The organism is Aeromonas sp. QDB31 (assembly GCF_027707605.1).
In the GTDB taxonomy this organism is placed as follows: domain Bacteria; phylum Pseudomonadota; class Gammaproteobacteria; order Enterobacterales; family Aeromonadaceae; genus Aeromonas; species Aeromonas media.
Window position 1 is genome coordinate 23846 of the sequence record NZ_JAPCIX010000012.1, and the last position, 16922, is coordinate 40767.

The following is a 16922-nucleotide window of genomic DNA, read 5'->3' on the forward strand; positions in this document are numbered from 1 at the left end:
CTCGACACCGGATCTGACTATCTGCCCATTCAGCAGCACTCAATAAGTAACATTGGCGATTGCGCCGAGCAACAGCGTCAACCCGCTTTTCCCAGATGCTCCTTTATCCGCACCCGCCACGCCCTCAGCCCTGATAGCCTTTCATCAGCTCTTGCCAGTTCTCCGGCACGAAATGGAAGCTGGTGTGAAGTTGGGACTCCTTGCTGAAGGAGCGCTGCAAACGTTCCAGATTGGCCTGCTGCCAGCTGCCGGGGGAGCGGATAGCCCCCTTGTCAAAATCGATCACCCACACCTTGCCCTCCTTGTCGAGCAGCAGGTTGTGACTGTTGAGATCCGCATGATAGACCCCGGCCTCGTGCAGCCGACGCACCGTCTGACCCACCTTGTGCCACACCTCGTCGGCGAGCGGCCCCTGCTTGAGCAGGGCCACCAGATCCTTGGCACCGCGAATACGCTCGATCAGGATGTCGGCGCGATAGAAGGGCCCCTGCTTGACCATGCGGGCCGCGAATGGCCGTGGCACCGGCAGCCCCTGTTCGCTCAACTGGGCCAGCAGACGATATTCGGCCATGGCGCGGCTCGATTCCACCCCTTCGAACCAGAAGCGATCCCGTACCAGCTTGCCCACCATGCCGCCGCGATAATAGTGGCGCAGCACCAGGTGGCGCGACTCATCCTTGACGAACCAGGTCACTCCGCGGCCTATGGCGGAGCCCACCACCTGCCGATGGGTCTGCCACCAGGCCGGATCGAACAACGCGGGGGAAGGGTCGCGGAAGGCGCCTTCGGCATACCAGCAGATCTGGTTGTGGGCGGTCTGTGTCAGCATCATGAGTATTCCGGTCGATAGTGGGGCGCAATGCATCCCGTCATGGGGACTGTGCCGGTCGGGCAGCTGGCGCAATTTTACAATCCACAAGGGAGTTTGCATAATGCCATCCATCCATTTTGCCACCGTTGCGCCACATCATGCCGCTGTTCCAAACGCCGCCCTCCTCCATCTGCATCCTGCGGCTCTCCGCCATCGGGGATTGCTGCCATGCGCTGGCGCTGGTGCGCGTCATCCAGCGAGCCTGGCCAGAGACTCGCATCACCTGGGTAACCGGCAAGATAGAGGCCACCCTGTTTGCCGATCTGCCCGGGGTCGAGGTGATCCCCTTCGACAAGAGCAAGGGCTGGCGTGGCTACCGTGATCTCTGGCGCACCCTCAAGGGGCGCAAATTCGATGCCCTGCTCCACCTGCAGGCTGCCCTGCGTGCCAGCATCGCCACCCTGGGCATCAGAGCAAAGATCAAACTCGGGTTCGACAAGGCGCGGGCCAACGACGGCCAGTGGCTATTCACCAACCATCAAGTGCCTTCCCCTGCCTCCCCCCATGTGCTGGATGGTTTCCTCGCCTTCGCCAAAGAGCTCGGCATCCGGGATCTGACCCCGGACTGGCAACTGCCCATCAGCGCCGAACATCAGGCGTGGGCAAAGGAGAAGATTGGCGGCAAACCGACCCTACTCATCTGCGCCGCCGCCAGCAAGGCGTTCAAGAACTGGACCGCCGAAGGCTATGCCGCTCTGGCGGATCACGCCGCCAGCAAGGGGTTTCAGGTCTATCTTTGCGGCGGGCCGGCCAGGCTGGAGCGGGATCTGGCTGCCGACATCCAGCGCCTGAGCCGGAGCAAGCCAGTGGATCTGGTGGGGCAGACCAACCTCAAGCAACTGCTGGCACTCATCAAGGAAGCCAGCCTGGTGCTGGCCCCCGATACCGGCCCCACCCACATGGCGACCCTGACGGGCACGCCGGTGATCGGCCTTTACGCCCATCACAACCCGGATCGCACCGGCCCCTATCTGTGCCGCGCACATGCGGTCAGCGTCTATCAGGAGCTGATCGAGCAGGAGACCGGCAAGCCGCTGGCGGCACTCGACTGGCGTACCCGTCTCAAGGATCCGGACGCCATGCGCAAGATAACCAGCGAACGTGTCATCGCCGCCTTCGATAGGCTCTGTGCCGAGCGCCAGCTGCCGGGCTGAGGGGCAACTCGGAAATTCCGAGCCCTGAGGCAGGGATAATCTGATGGCCCGAGCCGGGTGCCGGGGGCAGAATAGCGGCCGATGTGGGTAACGCTCCCGCAGCAAGCAACGAATACTTTGATCGGCTGGAATATGATTCCGGCCGTTTTTTTATCCGCCTCCATCTGCTAACATTCGCCGCCTTTACAACCCCCTGACTCAAGAATTTCCCGCGTTTTGCGAGCGACTGTCTCCCTTTCGGGCACATGACGGCAGCCTCTGCTACAACCAAAACACGGGTCATCGCTTAAAGGTACAGACATGGCGCAACAAGGCACTCTCTATATCATCTCCTCCCCGAGCGGGGCCGGTAAGTCCAGCCTGCTCAATGCCTTGCTGACCCAGCACAACGACGCCGGCAAGATGCAGCTCTCCGTCTCCCACACCACCCGCGCCACCCGCCCCGGCGAAGAGCACGGAGTGCACTACCACTTCGTGCAGGTGGAAGAGTTCAAGGCGTTGATCGAGCGCGGCGATTTTCTGGAGTGGGCAGAGGTGTTCGGCAACTACTACGGCACCTCCCGCGCCGCCATCGAGGCCTGTCTGGCCCAAGGCATCGATGTCTTCCTCGACATCGACTGGCAGGGGGCCCGCCAGATCCGCGAGCAGATGCCGACCAAGTCTATCTTCATCCTGCCCCCGAGCCGGGAAGAGCTGGAGCGCCGCCTGATCGGCCGCGGCCAGGACAGCAGCGACGTGATCGCCGGCCGAATGGCGAAAGCCATTGCCGAAATGGTGCACTACGACGAGTATGACTATGTCATTATCAATGAAGACTTTGAGCAGGCACTGTTCCAGCTCAGGGCCATCATAGAGTGCCAGCGGCTGGAATTGCGCCAGCAACAGCAGGCCCAACAAAACTTGCTGCAACAGCTACTGGCAGAATAGGCCAAAAACAAGTAAACTTTTGCGTCATTTTTAAACACTGCTTTTTCAAACACAGAAAGCCCAAACACTGGAGTCCTGCATGGCACGCGTTACTGTAGAAGATGCTGTAAAACAGGTAGGTAACCGTTTTGACCTGGTGCTGGTCGCCGCACGCCGCGCCCGTCAAATCGCGGTACAAGGCAAAGATCCCCTGGTCGACGAAGAGAACGACAAGCCGACCGTGATCGCCCTGCGCGAGATCGAACTGGGTCTGGTCAACAACCAGGTAATGGATACCCAGGACCGCTACGAGCAGCAAGAGCAGGAAGCCGCCGAGCTGGCTGCCGTTGCTGCCATCGCCGAAGGCCGCGGTTAAGTCAGTCATTTCTCATGGTCGGCGCCCGCCCGGGCGCCGACTGTTCTTCCCATTTACAACCGCTCGAAAACCTCGCAAACTCGAGGGCATACCCTCAATTCTACGGATTGTCGTTTCACCGCTGCGGGGACTGTCTTGTATTTATTTGAAAACCTTAAAGAAATAGCCAGTTCCTACCTGCCTTCCGAGCAGGTTGAGAAGCTCAGGCAAGCCTATGTGGTGGCCCGTGACGCTCACCAGGGACAGATGCGTTCCAGCGGCGAGCCTTATATCACCCACCCGGTTGCGGTTGCTCGCATTCTTGGCGACATGCGACTCGATCACGAAACCCTGATGGCCGCCGTGCTGCACGATGTCATCGAAGATACCCCGGTCACCAAAGACGATCTCGCCGAGCTGTTCGGCAACGCCGTTGCAGAGCTGGTCTCCGGCGTCTCCAAGCTCGACAAGCTGAAGTTCCGCGATCGCAAGGAAGCCCAGGCCGAAAACTTCCGCAAGATGGTGATGGCCATGACCCAGGACATCCGGGTCATCCTGATCAAGCTCGCCGACCGCACCCACAACATGCGCACGCTCGGCTCATTGCGGCCGGACAAGCGTCGCCGCATCGCCCGGGAAACCCTCGAGATCTTCGCCCCCATCGCCAACCGCCTCGGTATTCATACCATGAAGAACGAGCTGGAAGAGCTGGGCTTCGAGGCGCTCTATCCGATGCGATCCCGCGTGCTGCGCGAATCGGTGCGCCGCGCCCGCGGCAACCGCCGCGAGATCATCGACTCCATCCAGAGCGAGATTGAGGGTCGCCTGCGCGAGGCCGGTATCGATGCCCAGGTCAGCGGCCGTGAGAAGAACCTGTTCTCCATCTACAACAAGATGGAGAAGAAAGAACTGCAATTCCACGAAGTGATGGATATCTATGCTTTCAGAGTGAGAGTGAAGGACATAGATACCTGTTACCGGGTGTTGGGGCAGATGCACAGCCTCTACAAACCGCGTCCTGGTCGCTTCAAGGACTACATCGCCATCCCCAAGAGCAACGGCTACCAGTCTTTGCACACCTCATTGGTGGGGCCGCACGGGGTGCCGGTGGAGGTGCAGATCCGTACCGAGTTCATGGATCAGATGGCCGACAAGGGTGTCGCCGCCCACTGGGCCTACAAGCAGGATGGTGACAGCTCGGGCACCACGGCCCAGATCCGCGCCCAGCGCTGGATGCAGAGCCTGCTGGAGTTGCAACAGAGCGCCGGCAGCTCCTTTGAATTCATCGAAGGGGTCAAGACCGACCTCTTCCCCGACGAGATCTACGTGTTCACCCCGGAGGGCCGCATCATGGAGCTGCCCGCCGGCGCCACCCCGGTGGACTTCGCCTACACGGTGCACACCGACATCGGTCACGCCTGCGTCGGCTCCCGGGTCGACCGCCACCCCTATCCGCTCAGCAGCCCGCTGCATTCGGGTCAGACGGTGGAGATCATCACGGCGCCGGGCGCCCGCCCCAACGCAGCCTGGCTCAACTTCGTGGTGACCACCAAGGCACGCTCCAAGATCCGCCAGTTCCTCAAGAACCTGCGCACCGAAGAGTCGGTGGTGCTGGGTCGTCGTCTGCTCAACCATGCACTGGGCGCCAAGAACATCGAAGACATTCCCGAGCCGCGCATCAAGCAGGTGCTGGCCGACACCAAGCACGAGAACCTGCAGGGCCTGCTGGCCGACGTCGGACTGGGCAATGCCATGAGCGTCATGGTGGCGCGCCGCATGCTGGGTGACGAGCTGCCCCCGGAAGAACAGCCGAAATCCAGCAGCAAGAAGATGCCCATCAAGGGGGCCGACGGCATGCTGGTCACCTTCGCGAACTGCTGTCGTCCGATCCCCGGGGATGCCATCATCGCCCACATCAGCCCGGGCAAGGGACTGGTCATTCACCAGGAGTCCTGCCGCAACATCAAGGGTTACAGCCGCGAACCGGACAAGTACCTGCCGGTGCAGTGGGAAGTGGACAAGGAGCAGGAACAGGAATTCCGTACCGGCATCAGCATCGAAATCGTCAACCACCAGGGTGCCCTGGCGGAGCTGGCCAACGTGATTGCTGCCACCGGCGCCAACATCCACGCCATCAGCACAGAAGAGAAGGATGGCCGGGTCTATCTGGTCACCCTGCTCATCACCACCAAGAGCCGCATCCACCTTGCCAACATCATGCGCAAGATCCGGGTGATGCCCAATGTGCTCAGGGTGAGCCGACAGAAAAACTGAACACAGGCGGCGCGAGCCGCCTGCTGCTTTTCAAGAGACACTCATGGCCCCATGCAGCAGGCCACCGGCCTTGTTGCGTGCACCAGCCTCACGACATAGAAACCGATATGACTCCTGAACGCTTTAAACGGATCTCCGACATGCTGGCCCAGCGCCAACTCGATTTGACCGTCTGCATGCCTGGAAAGACGTCCACAAGCCTCACTCGATAGAAACTGACATGACACCTGAACGCTTTAAACGGATCTCCGACATGCTGGCCCAACGCCAGCTCGATCTCACTGTCTGCATGGAAGAGGTCCACAAGCCTCACAACCTGGCCGCCATAGTGCGCACCGCCGATGCCATCGGCATCCATCGGGTTCACGCCGTCTGGCCCAAGACCTGGATCCACAAGCGCAAGGGCACCGCCCGCGGCAGCCAGAACTGGGTCGACGTCAAGCTGCACCCGGACATCGGCAGCGCCGTGGCCGAACTGAAAGCCTCCGGCATGCAGATCCTGGCGACCCATCTCTCGGAGAGCTCGGTGGATTTTCGCGCCATCGACTACACCAAGCCGACCGCCATCCTGGTGGGCCAGGAGAAGCACGGCATAGGGGAAGAGGCGCTAGCCCTGGCCGATCACCATATCGTCATTCCCATGGTGGGCATGGTGCAGTCCCTCAACGTCTCAGTGGCCGCCGCCGCCATACTGTACGAAGCCCAGCGCCAGCGCGAGCTGGCCGGCTGCTATCAGCGCGGCTGCCCGCTCGACCCACAAGAGCAGAACAGCATACTGTTCGAGGGGGGCTACCCCATCTATGCCCAGCTCTGCAAAGAGAAAGAGATGCCTTATCCCCAGCTTGGCCCGGCCGGCGAGATCCTGGCAGACGAAGCCTGGTGGCAACGGATGCAGCTGACCCGCAAGGGCTGGGCCGCACAACAGGACGATCCCCTGGATATGGAGTATCCAACCGATGAAGTTTAACGCTCTGCCCCTGCTGGCCCTGACCCTGTTTTCTGCCGGAGCCCTTGCCGTGACCAATCCCTATCAGCTGACCACAGAAGCCGACGTCCCCGCCCTCCATCAACAGACGCTGCCGGATTTCTGGCGCGACCATGCCGCCCCGGGGGAGTTCAAGGGCAAGGACGGGGTGACCATCCGCTATGCCGCCCTGCGCCAGACCAAGGTGGACAGGGCCATCCTCCTCGTCAACGGCCGGGTCGAGAGCTACCTCAAGTATCAGGAGCTGGCCTGGGATCTGTGGCGTCAGGGCTACAGCCTCTATCTGATCGACCACCGCGGCCAGGGGCTGTCGGATCGCCTGCTGGCCGACAAGGAGAAAGGCTATGTCGCCGACTTCGACGACTATGTGCTGGATCTGAAGCAGTTCCATGACCAGGTCATACTGGCGGACAAACCCGCCAAGCTGTTCCTGCTGGCCCACTCCATGGGCGGCGCCATCTCGGCCCGCTATCTGGAGCGCTGGCCGGATGATGTCGAGGCGGCCGTGCTCTCCTCCCCCATGATGGGCATCAACCTCGGCGGCCTGCCCAAGTGGCTGGCCCAGGGGCTGGCGGCCACCATGGATACGGTCGGCAGCTGGTGGGGCGAGCCCCCCTATGGCCCGGGCCAGACCGGCTATGTCTCCCATGAATTTGCCGACAACGGCCTGAGCCACAGCGAGTCCCGCTACCAGGCATTCCGCCAGCTCTATGAGCAGCATCCGCAGATCAAGCTGGGTGGGGTGACGGCCCACTGGATCCGCGAGGGCATCAAGGCCGGGGATGCCGCCATCGCGGAGGCAGACAGGATCAAGACGCCGCTGCTGCTGATCCAGGCCGGGGAAGACGGCATTGTCGATAACCAGGCCCAGGACAGCTTCTGTGACCGGCTCCAGTGTGAAGGGGGCAAGCCGCTGCGGATCGAGGGGGCATGGCACGAGCTGTTCATCGAGGCCGATGCCCAGCGCCTGCCAGCCCTGACCGCGACCCTGGACTTCTTCGCCCGCTTCTAGTGGCCAGTTGCATGACTTGCCAGGGGCTTGGCCAGCGTCCTGCGTCCAGTATGGCGTCACTTGCCACCCAGGCGCAGTCTGCACCGGCACGGCATCAGACCCCAGGACTGGTTATTTTTTGGATCCCTAAATAAATGGGGCCACACCGGACGCTGGGGTACACTGCCCCGGCGTTCCACTGATGCCGAGGTAATGATGTTCAAGGTAGTTGTGTCCGATCTCGATGGTACCCTGCTCAACGGGCAGCACCAGATCTCCCCCCGCACCCGGGATACCCTGCACCGTCTGGTGGATCAGGGGATCAAGTTCGTGGTGGCCACCGGCCGTCACCATGTGGATGTGCGCAGCATCCGCGATGCGCTGGGGCTGGATATCTACCTCATCACCTCCAACGGCGCCGTGGTGCACGACAAGCAGGACTCTCTCGTCTTCAACCAGGCACTGCCGAGCACGGTGGCGGCCGAGCTGATCGCGCTGGAGCGCGACCCCTCCATCCACATCAACGTCTACTACGGCGACGAGTGGCTGGTGGAAGAGGAGATGCCCTGGCTGCTGCAGTTCCATCACGACTCCGGCTTCAGCTATCGCCTGACCGATCTCGCCAGTCACCCGCTGGACAAGATCAACAAGGTCTTCTACATCGGCGAACACGAGAAACTGCTGCAGATAGAGGCAGAGCTAAACCAGCGTTATGGTGATCGGATCAACGTCACCTTCTCCCTGCCGGATTGCCTCGAAGTGATGCACGCCGGGGTACACAAGGGCAATGCCGTGCGCGCCGTGCTGGAACAGCATGGGCTTGAGATGTCCCAGGCGGTCGCCTTCGGGGATGGAATGAATGACTTCGAGATGCTGAGCATGGTGGGCCGCGGTGTGGTGATGGGCAACGCCCATGATCGCCTCAAGCTTGCCCTGCCGAACCATGATCAAACCCTGAGCTCGGACGAGGATGGCGTCGCCGTTTATCTGGAGCGACTATTCGCCCCCGTTGTCGCCTGATCTCCTCGCCATGAGTGCAAAAGGGTGGTCTATAGACCACCCTTCTTACATTCTTGGTATCCTCACCATATCGAGCTGGGGGGCATCAGACGCTCCAGCAGGCTGCTGGTCGGCGTCCAGGTGAAGCTCTGATTGGCGCCACCGTAGCACTCGGCCAGCCGCAACGGCACGGCGGATCTGTGGCGACGACCGGCCACATCCAGGCACAGTGACACCTGTCGGTTGAACAGACGATCCCCCTGCCACTGCCATTGGTGGCTGTCATTCTCGCACCCTTCCACGACAAGGCCGTCTGTGCCCGTGGCGATCAGGCAGCCCTGCGCCAGCAGCAAGGCTCCCGCATCCCAGCTAAACAGCTGGTTGGGCCCCTGATCGCAAGGCTGGGTGAGCAGGTGGCCCTGCTCGTTCAGGGCCACGCAGAAGCCACCGTCGGTCACCAGGGTGGCCGGGGGCACCGGTGTGGACCTGGGGGCAGCCCCCAGCAGCAGGTTCTCTGGTCTCGGCGGCAAGACACAACCGCCGAGCAGCAGTGCCATCAGGGCAAGCAATCGGATATGAAAGGGCATGAGGTGCGTAGGCCTGTGTCTGAGTGGGTCGTGAGTATCCACTATTCTCGTGGCTCCCGGCCAAGCATAACGAACCCATGGCGAACAGGCGCCTGCAGAAATGTAAGCAGAGGTGACAAAGGTATAGATACGCAGAAAAGCAAAAACCCCGCCGAAGCGGGGTTTTCATAATGTGGTCGGTGATAAAGGATTCGAACCTTTGACCCTCTGGTCCCAAACCAGATGCGCTACCGGGCTGCGCTAATCACCGATGGGTATTTCCAAAATACAAAGATGACCATCTGGTCATCCTCGTCATACAGCAAGTATGGTGCGAAGAGAGGGACTCGAACCCTCACACCCGGGGGGCACTAACACCTGAAGCTAGCGCGTCTACCAATTCCGCCACCTTCGCATACCTGACAAGCTGTAAAATGGGGTGGCTGATGGGGCTCGAACCCACGACAACCGGAATCACAATCCGGGACTCTACCAACTGAGCTACAGCCACCACAGCTGTTTTGTTCCACAACAACGCCCGCTTAACCGGCGCACGTTGATGGTGCGCCCGACAGGATTCGAACCTGTGACCTCTGCCTCCGGAGGGCAGCGCTCTATCCAGCTGAGCTACGGGCGCTACGCTGTCGAACGGGGCGCATTATTGATGATGGCGCCCACCTTGTCTACTCTTTTTTTGTCACAAGGAATCAAGCGATTGTTTTTCAATCTCTTTGTGCAGTTTTATACCTATTCTTCACGCTTTCGAGCCAAATCATCTTCACGTGACCCGCTTGTGCATACTCATCTTGCAGTAAACTGACTGGCATCCCTTGACTTGTCCTCTCCTCCACCTAGAATGAATGAACGTTCATTCAGTCACCGAAATCTGATCACCATGGATAAGAAAGAACGCATCTTCGAGGCGGCTCACGAGATCCTCGGCGAGCAGGGCTTCTACGGCCTCTCCATCGCCATGGTTGCCAAGAAAGCCAAGGTCGCGGCCGGGACCATCTATCGCTACTTCAGCGACAAGGATGATCTTGTCCGCCAACTCTACCTGCACACCATTCTCAAGTGTCATCCCCAGATCATGGAGGGGGTGCAAATAGAGGAGGTGTCATATCGTCAGTATCGACGCCTCTGGCTCAATATCGACGCCATCTTCACCAACTATCCCAACGCACTCAAGTGCAAATTGCAGTACGAAAGTTCTCCATTGGGGGCTGAATTGGAGCGGGATCCGGTCATAATGGCGACGTGGGCGCCACTTGAGCGCTTCTTCGAGCAGGGACGCCAGCAGGGATTGTTCATTGATCTCCCCGTCCTGGTGCTACAGGCATTGAGTCTGGATTGCGTGGCCAACCTGGCACAGCAACGCCGGGTTCACGATTTTGTATTGACGCAAGAACAGCTGGAGACGGTCATCCGAGCCAGCTGGAATGCCATTTTAAACCCTAATCATTCCATCACAGGAGCCTGTTCATGAAAAAGTGGATGGCCATCATGTTGCTGATAGCACTCGCCCTGTTCGGCAGTGTCATCGGCTTCAATATGTTCAAACAGAAGAAGATTGCAGAGTTCATGGCCAATCGACCCGAGCCAGAGTTCCCGGTGACCGCCATGGTGACCAAGGCGCAAGACTGGGTCCCCACCATAGAAGCGATCGGCTTCATCGAGCCGAACCAGGGGGTCACCCTCTCCAGTGAGCTGGCAGGCACCATCGACAAGATCAGCTTCGAATCCGGGGCACAGGTCAAGGCGGATCAACTGCTGCTGAGCCTGGATTCCAGCGTGGAAAAAGCCAACCTGAACTCCTCCCAGGCCAGACTGCCTGCGGCTCGAGCCAAGTTCCAACGCTATCAGAACCTGTACCAGAAAAACTCCATCTCCCGCGATCAACTGGATGACGCCGAAGCCGCCTACCGCTCCCTGGAGGCGGACATCGAGAGCCTGAAGGGCACCATTAACCGCCGCGAAGTCCGCGCCCCCTTCGGTGGTGTCGTGGGTCTGCGCAACGTCTTCCTCGGCCAGTATCTGGAACCCGGTACCGAGATCGTGCGGTTGGAAGACACCAGCGTGATGCGCCTGCGCTTCACCGTGCCTCAGACCGACATCTCCAAGATTTCCCTCGGCCAGACCATCAAGATCAACGTGGATGCCTATCCCCAGACCCAGTTTGACGGTCAGATCACCGCCATAGAGCCAGCGGTCAACTACCAGAGCGGCCTGATCCAGGTACAGGCCAGCATCCCGAACAACGGCGGCCAACTGCGCTCCGGCATGTTCGCCCGTGCCAGCATCATTCTGCCCACGGTGAAAGACCAGATAGTGATCCCGCAGTCTGCCATCTCCTTCACCCTGTATGGCGAGAACGTCTATGTCATCCATGAGGCAGACGGCGTGAAACGCGCCAAGCAGGTGGTAGTCAAGGCGGGCGAGCGTCGCGGCAATGATGTCCATGTGTTGTCCGGCATCAAGGCTGGCGATCAAATCGTGCTGTCGGGCCAGGTTCGCCTGAGCAACGATACCAAGGTGCACGTGGTCGACAACGATGCCCTTGCCGTTCCGGCACAAACCCCGATGCTGTAAGCGCGGAGATCTGCGATGCGATTTACTGACATATTCATAAAACGGCCGGTGCTGGCGATCTCGCTCAGCTTCCTGATAGCCCTGCTGGGCTTCCAGGCCATCTTCAAGATGCAGGTGCGGGAATACCCCGAGGTGATCAACACCGTCATCACGGTCAACACCAGCTACTATGGCGCCAGCTCGGATCTGATCCAGGGCTTCATCACCCAGCCGCTGGAGCAGGCGGTTGCGCAAGCCGATAACATCGACTTCATGACCTCCTCCAGCCAGCTGGGCAGCTCCACGGTGACGGCCTACATGAAGCTGAACACCGACCCCAACGCCGCGCTGTCCGACATCCTGGCCAAGGTCAACTCGGTACGATCCCAGTTGCCCAAAGAGGCGGAAGACCCTTCGGTCACCTCCTCCACGGGTTCCACCACGGCGGTGCTCTACATGGGCTTCACCAGCCCTGAGCTGAACTCCAGCCAGATCACCGACTACCTGGAGCGGGTCATCAAGCCCCAGCTGTTTACCGTAGGCGGGGTGTCCAAGGTGGACCTCTACGGCGGGGTCGAGTTTGCCCTGCGGGTGTGGCTGGATCCGGCCAAGATGGCCGCCTTCGATCTGACCGCCAGCGACGTGATGACGGTGCTCAACAGCAACAACTATCAGTCCGCCACCGGTCAGGCCACCGGCTATTTCACCCTGTTCAACGGCAATGCCGAGACCCAGGTCAGCAATACCGATGAACTCAAGCGCCTGGTCGTAGCGACCCGGGATGGCAAGGTGATCCGCCTCTCCGACATCGCCAAGGTGTCGCTGGAGAAGAGCCACGACATCTATCGCGCCAGCGCCAACGGCCGTGAGGCCGTGGTGCTTGCCATCAATGCCGCGCCGACCGCCAACCCCATCAACATCGCCCACGATGTGCTGGAGCTGCTGCCCAGCCTGAAGAGCAACATGCCGAGCACCATGCAGGTCAACATCCTGTATGACTCCACCATCGCCATCAACGAGTCCATCCACGAGGTCATCAAGACCATACTGGAGGCGGCCGCCATCGTACTGGTGGTGATCACCCTGTTCCTCGGCTCCTTCCGGGCCGTCATCATCCCCATCATCACAATCCCGCTGAGTCTCATCGGCGTGGTGATGATGATGGACATGTTCGGTTTCTCCATCAACCTGATGACCCTGCTGGCCATGGTGCTCGCCATCGGCCTAGTGGTGGATGACGCCATCGTGGTGCTGGAGAACGTCGACCGCCACATCAAGGAGGGGGAAGAGCCGTTCCGGGCCGCCATCATAGGTACTCGTGAAATCGCCGTGCCGGTCATCGCCATGACGGTGACCCTGGCTGCGGTGTACGCGCCCATCGCCCTGATGGGGGGCATCACCGGCTCCCTGTTCAAGGAGTTCGCGCTGACCCTGGCGGGGGCGGTGTTCGTCTCCGGCATCATCGCCCTGACCCTGTCACCCATGATGTGCGCCAAGATGCTCAGGGCCAACGAGACCCCGAGCAAGTTCGAGAGCACGGTACATCACCTGCTGGATCGGATGACGGCCCGCTACGACAGCATGCTGCATGCCGTGATGCAAAAGCGCATCGTGGTCATCCTGTTCGCCGTCATCGTGTTCGGCAGCCTGCCGCTGCTGTTCAAGTTCATCCCGAGCGAGCTGGCCCCGTCCGAGGACAAGGGGGTCATGGCCGTGCTGGGGACGGCACCGTCCAATGCCAACCTGGACTACATCGAAAACACCATGGTGGACGTGAACAAGGTCCTGGATGACCAGCCCGAAATCGCCTACTCCCAGGTCTTCTCCGGGGTGTTCAACGCCAACCAGGCCTTCGGCATCGCCTCCATGGTGCCCTGGAGCCAGCGTGAGGCGAGCCAGAAAGAGGTGCTGGATCGAGTGGCCGGCCTGGTGAAGGACATCCCCGGGATGGCCATCACCACCTTCCAGTTCCCCGAACTGCCGGGGGCCTCCAGCGGCCTGCCCATCCAGTTCGTCATCACCACCCCGAACAGCTTCGAGAGCCTGTTCCTGATCGCGGGTGAGATGCTGGCGGCGACCCAGGCCAACGGCCAGTTCGTCTATTCGGATCTCGATCTGAACTACGATTCGGCCACCATGAAGATCAGCATCGACAAGGACAAGGCGGGTGCCTACGGCATCACCATGCAGGACATCGGGACCACCATGGGCACCATGATGGCAGACGGCTACGTCAACCGGATCGATCTGGATGGCCGCTCCTACGAGGTGATCCCGCAGGTGGAACGCAAGTACCGCCTCAACCCCGAGTCCATCAAGGGTTATTACGTGCGCGCCGCTGACGGCAAGTCGATCCCGCTGGGCAGTCTGATCAAGATTGAAGTGGTTGGCGAGCCCCGCGCCCTGCCCCACTTCAACCAGCTGAACTCCGCCACCATAGGCGCCGTACCGGCACCGGGTGTGGCCATGGGGGATGCGATCAACTGGTTCAAGGCCACCGCCGAAGAGAAGCTACCGCAAGGCTATCGTTACGACTTCATGGGGGAAGCCCGCCAGTTCGTGACCGAAGGCAACGCCCTGTACGCCACCTTCGCACTGGCGCTGGCCATCATCTTCCTGGTGCTGGCCATCCAGTTCGAGTCGGTACGTGATCCTCTGGTCATCATGGTGTCGGTGCCGCTGGCCATCAGCGGGGCGCTGATTGCCCTGGCATGGGGCATGGCCACCATGAACATTTACTCCCAGGTGGGTCTCATCACGCTCGTTGGTCTGATCACCAAGCACGGTATTCTGATCTGCGAGGTGGCGAAGGAGGAGCAGCTGCTGCACGGCATGAACCGGATGCAGGCCGTGATGCAGGCCGCCAAGGTGCGTCTGCGTCCCATCCTGATGACCACGGCGGCCATGATCGCCGGTCTGATCCCGCTGCTCTATGCGGCAGGTGCGGGCGCGGCCCAGCGCTTCAGCATCGGCATCGTGATCGTGGCGGGTCTGGCCATCGGCACCCTGTTCACCCTGTTCGTGCTGCCGGTGATCTACACCTTCCTGGCCTCCGAACACAAACCGCTGCCGGAATTCGACGAGTCCATTCCGGCCAAGGCAAAGGGAAGTCATTGATCCTCAGCCGACACCAACAAGGCCCCGAAAGGGGCCTTGTTTTTATCCATTTCATGACCCACGACATGAGTCCATGAAGCAGTTAAACTAAGCCGTTCGCAATCCAGACCGCAAGGATGCCATGTCAGGAATCTTCTCCAAGGCCTTCGGCCTTAACGGACTCTCTTATCGTCTGCTTTCCTACATTCTGATCTGCAGTACCGTGCTGGCGCTGGTCATCACGGTGCTGCAGCTCGCCTGGGACTACAACAAGGACGTGACCGTCATCGAGGCCAGCATCGACCAGATCGAGGCCTCCTTCCTGCAACCCATCTCCGCCAGTCTGTGGAACCTGGATGAGGAGCAGGTCAAGGTGCAGATCGAAGGCATCATGAACCTGCCCAATATGCAGTTCGTCATGGTCAAGGAGATGCTGGGCAACTCGGAAGTGCCGCTGCTGACCCAGGGTGTGGAGCAGGCGCAATACGACATCTCCCGCGAATTCAGCCTCACCTATCAGGGGGAAGTGGTCGGCAAGCTGTTCGTCGCCGCCACCCTGGAGCAGGTCTACCAGCGACTGATCGAGAAGTCGGTGCTGATCCTGGTCAGCCAGACCATCAAGACCCTGGTCGTCTCGCTCTGCATCCTGGTCATCATCTATTACCTGGTGATCCGTCATATCAACCGCATCGTCAGCTACGCCCAGAAATTGAGCCTGGATCGGCTGGCGGTGGAGCTGACGCTGGAGGGGCGCCCCCTGCCCCGCAAGCATCCGGACGAGTTCGATGCGCTGGCCGCCACCCTCAACCAGATGCGTACCCGCCTGAACGACGAGTTCACGGCCCGCCATCAGGCGGCGGATCAACTCCAGCAGGAGCGGGACTTCTCCGCCACCCTGATCAACTCGGCCAACATGGTCATCTGCTGCATGGAACCGGATCTCAACATCGCCAGCATCAACCCGGCCGCCATCCTGCTCACCGGTTACCATCATGAGGAGTTGCTCCAGCACAACTGGCTGGATCTCTTCGTCAGCCAGGAGCAGAGGGCCGAGCTGGCAGCCATCCTGTCGGACCAGGGCTCTCTCGATGACAGGGAGATCATCATGCATGACCAGCAGGGCCACGAGCTCGTCCTGCAGTGGACCTTCGCCCCCTTCTACGAGGGACCCAATCTCAAGTATCTGATTGGTTTCGGTTATGACATCACCCGTCTGAAGAAGGTGGAGCGGGAGATCACCCTGTTCAACGAACAGCTGGAAGGCAAGGTGGCGGAGCGTACTCGCAGCCTGAGCGATGCCAACGACCAGCTGGGCAAGGCCTATGACGACCTGAAACAGGCGCAGCAGACCCTGGTGGAGTCGGAGAAGATGGCCTCCCTCGGTTCCCTGGTGGCCGGCGTGGCCCACGAGATCAACACTCCCATCGGCATCAGCGTGACCGCCTCCTCCTATCTGCAGGAGCAGGTGGCCGACTTCAAGCAGCACCTCGAAGCCAAGCAGTTGTCACGCTCCTATCTCAACGAGTTCACCCAGAATCTCGACGAGTCGATGCAATTGCTGCAGGGCAACCTGAGGCGAGCCTCCGAGCTCATCGCCAGCTTCAAGCAGGTGGCGGTGGATCAGTCGTCCGAGGCGCGCTACAACTTCAGCCTCGCCGACAATCTGCATCAGGTGGTGGTCTCCCTCGGCTACAAGCTGAAGAAGGCCCAGTGCGAAGTCGACATTCAATGCGATCCCAAGCTGGCCATCTACTCCTTCCCCGGCAGCTTCACCCAGATCTATTCCAATCTGATCCTCAACTCCATCCATCACGGTTTCGACGGCTGGGACAGGCCCAAGAAGATCACCATCAGGGTGGAGCAGCAGGGTGACGAGCTGGTCATCGATTACAGTGACAACGGCCGCGGCATCCCCCCGGAAATACTGCCGCGCATCTTCGATCCCTTCGTCACTTCCAAGCGGGGCCAGGGGGGGAGCGGGCTCGGCACCCACATCATCTACAACCTGGTGGTGCAGTTGCTCCGTGGCCGCATCCATTGCGCCAGCGAACCGGGCCAGGGAGCCCAGTTCCATATTCGCCTGCCCATCCAGCAGAACTGAGCGTCGGCTCTTGTGAGCCGGCCACTTTGTCCCCATCATGCTGTGATTGCATTCTT

13 protein-coding genes and 4 tRNA genes are annotated in these 16922 nt (G+C 60.4%); 11 read left to right on the forward strand and 6 right to left on the reverse strand.

The features are described 5' to 3' along the window. Nucleotides 1-124: 124 nt before the first annotated feature. A complete protein-coding gene (locus PG898_RS13320; protein ID WP_042650680.1) occupies nucleotides 125-829 on the reverse strand; it encodes a 3-deoxy-D-manno-octulosonic acid kinase in 705 nt (234 codons plus the stop codon). A 140-nt stretch (nucleotides 830-969) separates the two neighbouring features. Here PG898_RS13320 and PG898_RS13325 point away from each other — a divergent pair, with 140 nt between their 5' ends. From PG898_RS13325 to PG898_RS13355, 7 genes are all read left to right on the forward strand, one after another. Further along, entirely contained in the window at nucleotides 970-2025 is a 1056-nt protein-coding gene (locus PG898_RS13325) for a glycosyltransferase family 9 protein (protein ID WP_270824393.1), read from the forward strand. A 300-nt stretch (nucleotides 2026-2325) separates the two neighbouring features. Further along, nucleotides 2326-2952 carry a guanylate kinase gene (gene gmk, locus PG898_RS13330; RefSeq protein WP_005326356.1) on the forward strand — a complete coding sequence of 209 codons (627 nt, stop codon included), beginning with the start codon at nucleotides 2326-2328 and terminating at the stop codon, nucleotides 2950-2952. Nucleotides 2953-3031: 79 nt separating this feature from the next. Next, complete coding sequence (rpoZ, locus tag PG898_RS13335) at nucleotides 3032-3307, forward strand: DNA-directed RNA polymerase subunit omega (RefSeq protein WP_005307060.1); 276 nt, start codon at nucleotides 3032-3034, stop codon at nucleotides 3305-3307. 135 nt (nucleotides 3308-3442) lie between these two features. Beyond that, nucleotides 3443-5560 carry a bifunctional GTP diphosphokinase/guanosine-3',5'-bis pyrophosphate 3'-pyrophosphohydrolase gene (spoT, locus tag PG898_RS13340; protein ID WP_005326354.1) on the forward strand — a complete coding sequence of 706 codons (2118 nt, stop codon included), beginning with the start codon at nucleotides 3443-3445 and terminating at the stop codon, nucleotides 5558-5560. 220 nt (nucleotides 5561-5780) lie between these two features. Beyond that, a complete protein-coding gene (trmH, locus tag PG898_RS13345; RefSeq protein ID WP_270824392.1) occupies nucleotides 5781-6527 on the forward strand; it encodes a tRNA (guanosine(18)-2'-O)-methyltransferase TrmH in 747 nt (248 codons plus the stop codon). Continuing rightward, nucleotides 6517-7557, forward strand: a complete 1041-nt coding sequence (locus PG898_RS13350) for an alpha/beta fold hydrolase (protein WP_270824390.1) — start codon at nucleotides 6517-6519, stop codon at nucleotides 7555-7557. The genes trmH and PG898_RS13350 overlap by 11 nt, the downstream gene beginning before the upstream one ends. A 195-nt stretch (nucleotides 7558-7752) precedes the next feature. Next, nucleotides 7753-8556 (forward strand): Cof-type HAD-IIB family hydrolase, encoded by an 804-nt coding sequence (locus tag PG898_RS13355; RefSeq protein ID WP_041207118.1) that lies wholly within the window; start codon nucleotides 7753-7755, stop codon nucleotides 8554-8556. Between the two features lie 62 nt (nucleotides 8557-8618). On the opposite strand, the gene PG898_RS13360 is transcribed toward PG898_RS13355, so the two are convergent. From PG898_RS13360 to PG898_RS13380, 5 genes are all read right to left on the reverse strand, one after another. Further along, nucleotides 8619-9122, reverse strand: coding sequence for an RICIN domain-containing protein (locus tag PG898_RS13360; protein ID WP_270824389.1), 504 nt, complete (start codon nucleotides 9120-9122; stop codon nucleotides 8619-8621). Between the two features lie 173 nt (nucleotides 9123-9295). Next, nucleotides 9296-9372 (reverse strand) — tRNA-Pro (locus PG898_RS13365). Between the two features lie 58 nt (nucleotides 9373-9430). Further along, nucleotides 9431-9516 (reverse strand) — tRNA-Leu (locus PG898_RS13370). 20 nt (nucleotides 9517-9536) lie between these two features. Beyond that, nucleotides 9537-9612 (reverse strand) — tRNA-His (locus PG898_RS13375). A 49-nt stretch (nucleotides 9613-9661) separates the two neighbouring features. Next, nucleotides 9662-9738 (reverse strand) — tRNA-Arg (locus PG898_RS13380). A 258-nt stretch (nucleotides 9739-9996) separates the two neighbouring features. On the opposite strand from PG898_RS13380, the gene PG898_RS13385 reads away from it, so the two are divergent. The 4 genes from PG898_RS13385 to PG898_RS13400 all read left to right on the forward strand — a co-directional run bounded on the left by PG898_RS13385 (nucleotide 9997) and on the right by PG898_RS13400 (nucleotide 16866). Further along, the gene (locus PG898_RS13385; protein ID WP_042650651.1) at nucleotides 9997-10587 is read left to right on the forward strand and encodes a TetR/AcrR family transcriptional regulator; all 591 of its coding nucleotides are present in this window, start codon (nucleotides 9997-9999) and stop codon (nucleotides 10585-10587) included. Next, nucleotides 10584-11690, forward strand: coding sequence for an efflux RND transporter periplasmic adaptor subunit (locus PG898_RS13390; RefSeq protein ID WP_270824388.1), 1107 nt, complete (start codon nucleotides 10584-10586; stop codon nucleotides 11688-11690). Before PG898_RS13385 ends, PG898_RS13390 begins: the two co-directional genes overlap by 4 nt. Before the next feature lie 15 nt (nucleotides 11691-11705). Continuing rightward, on the forward strand, nucleotides 11706-14786 hold the full coding sequence (locus PG898_RS13395) for a multidrug efflux RND transporter permease subunit (protein ID WP_270824387.1): 3081 nt from the start codon (nucleotides 11706-11708) through the stop codon (nucleotides 14784-14786). Between the two features lie 121 nt (nucleotides 14787-14907). Beyond that, nucleotides 14908-16866 carry an ATP-binding protein gene (locus PG898_RS13400; protein ID WP_270824385.1) on the forward strand — a complete coding sequence of 653 codons (1959 nt, stop codon included), beginning with the start codon at nucleotides 14908-14910 and terminating at the stop codon, nucleotides 16864-16866. The last annotated feature ends 56 nt before the right edge of the window (nucleotides 16867-16922 follow it).

Excerpts from the sequence above, each read along its gene's own strand:
- PG898_RS13320 (WP_042650680.1), bottom strand. The coding sequence starts at position 829 with ATGCTGACACAGACCGCCCACAACCAGATCTGCTGGTATGCCGAAGGC.
- PG898_RS13325 (WP_270824393.1), top strand. The coding sequence starts at position 970 with ATGCCGCTGTTCCAAACGCCGCCCTCCTCCATCTGCATCCTGCGGCTC.
- gmk (WP_005326356.1), top strand. The coding sequence starts at position 2,326 with ATGGCGCAACAAGGCACTCTCTATATCATCTCCTCCCCGAGCGGGGCC.
- rpoZ (WP_005307060.1), top strand. The coding sequence starts at position 3,032 with ATGGCACGCGTTACTGTAGAAGATGCTGTAAAACAGGTAGGTAACCGT.
- trmH (WP_270824392.1), top strand. The coding sequence starts at position 5,781 with ATGACACCTGAACGCTTTAAACGGATCTCCGACATGCTGGCCCAACGC.
- PG898_RS13350 (WP_270824390.1), top strand. The coding sequence starts at position 6,517 with ATGAAGTTTAACGCTCTGCCCCTGCTGGCCCTGACCCTGTTTTCTGCC.
- PG898_RS13355 (WP_041207118.1), top strand. The coding sequence starts at position 7,753 with ATGTTCAAGGTAGTTGTGTCCGATCTCGATGGTACCCTGCTCAACGGG.
- PG898_RS13360 (WP_270824389.1), bottom strand. The coding sequence starts at position 9,122 with ATGCCCTTTCATATCCGATTGCTTGCCCTGATGGCACTGCTGCTCGGC.
- PG898_RS13385 (WP_042650651.1), top strand. The coding sequence starts at position 9,997 with ATGGATAAGAAAGAACGCATCTTCGAGGCGGCTCACGAGATCCTCGGC.
- PG898_RS13390 (WP_270824388.1), top strand. The coding sequence starts at position 10,584 with ATGAAAAAGTGGATGGCCATCATGTTGCTGATAGCACTCGCCCTGTTC.
- PG898_RS13395 (WP_270824387.1), top strand. The coding sequence starts at position 11,706 with ATGCGATTTACTGACATATTCATAAAACGGCCGGTGCTGGCGATCTCG.
- PG898_RS13400 (WP_270824385.1), top strand. The coding sequence starts at position 14,908 with ATGTCAGGAATCTTCTCCAAGGCCTTCGGCCTTAACGGACTCTCTTAT.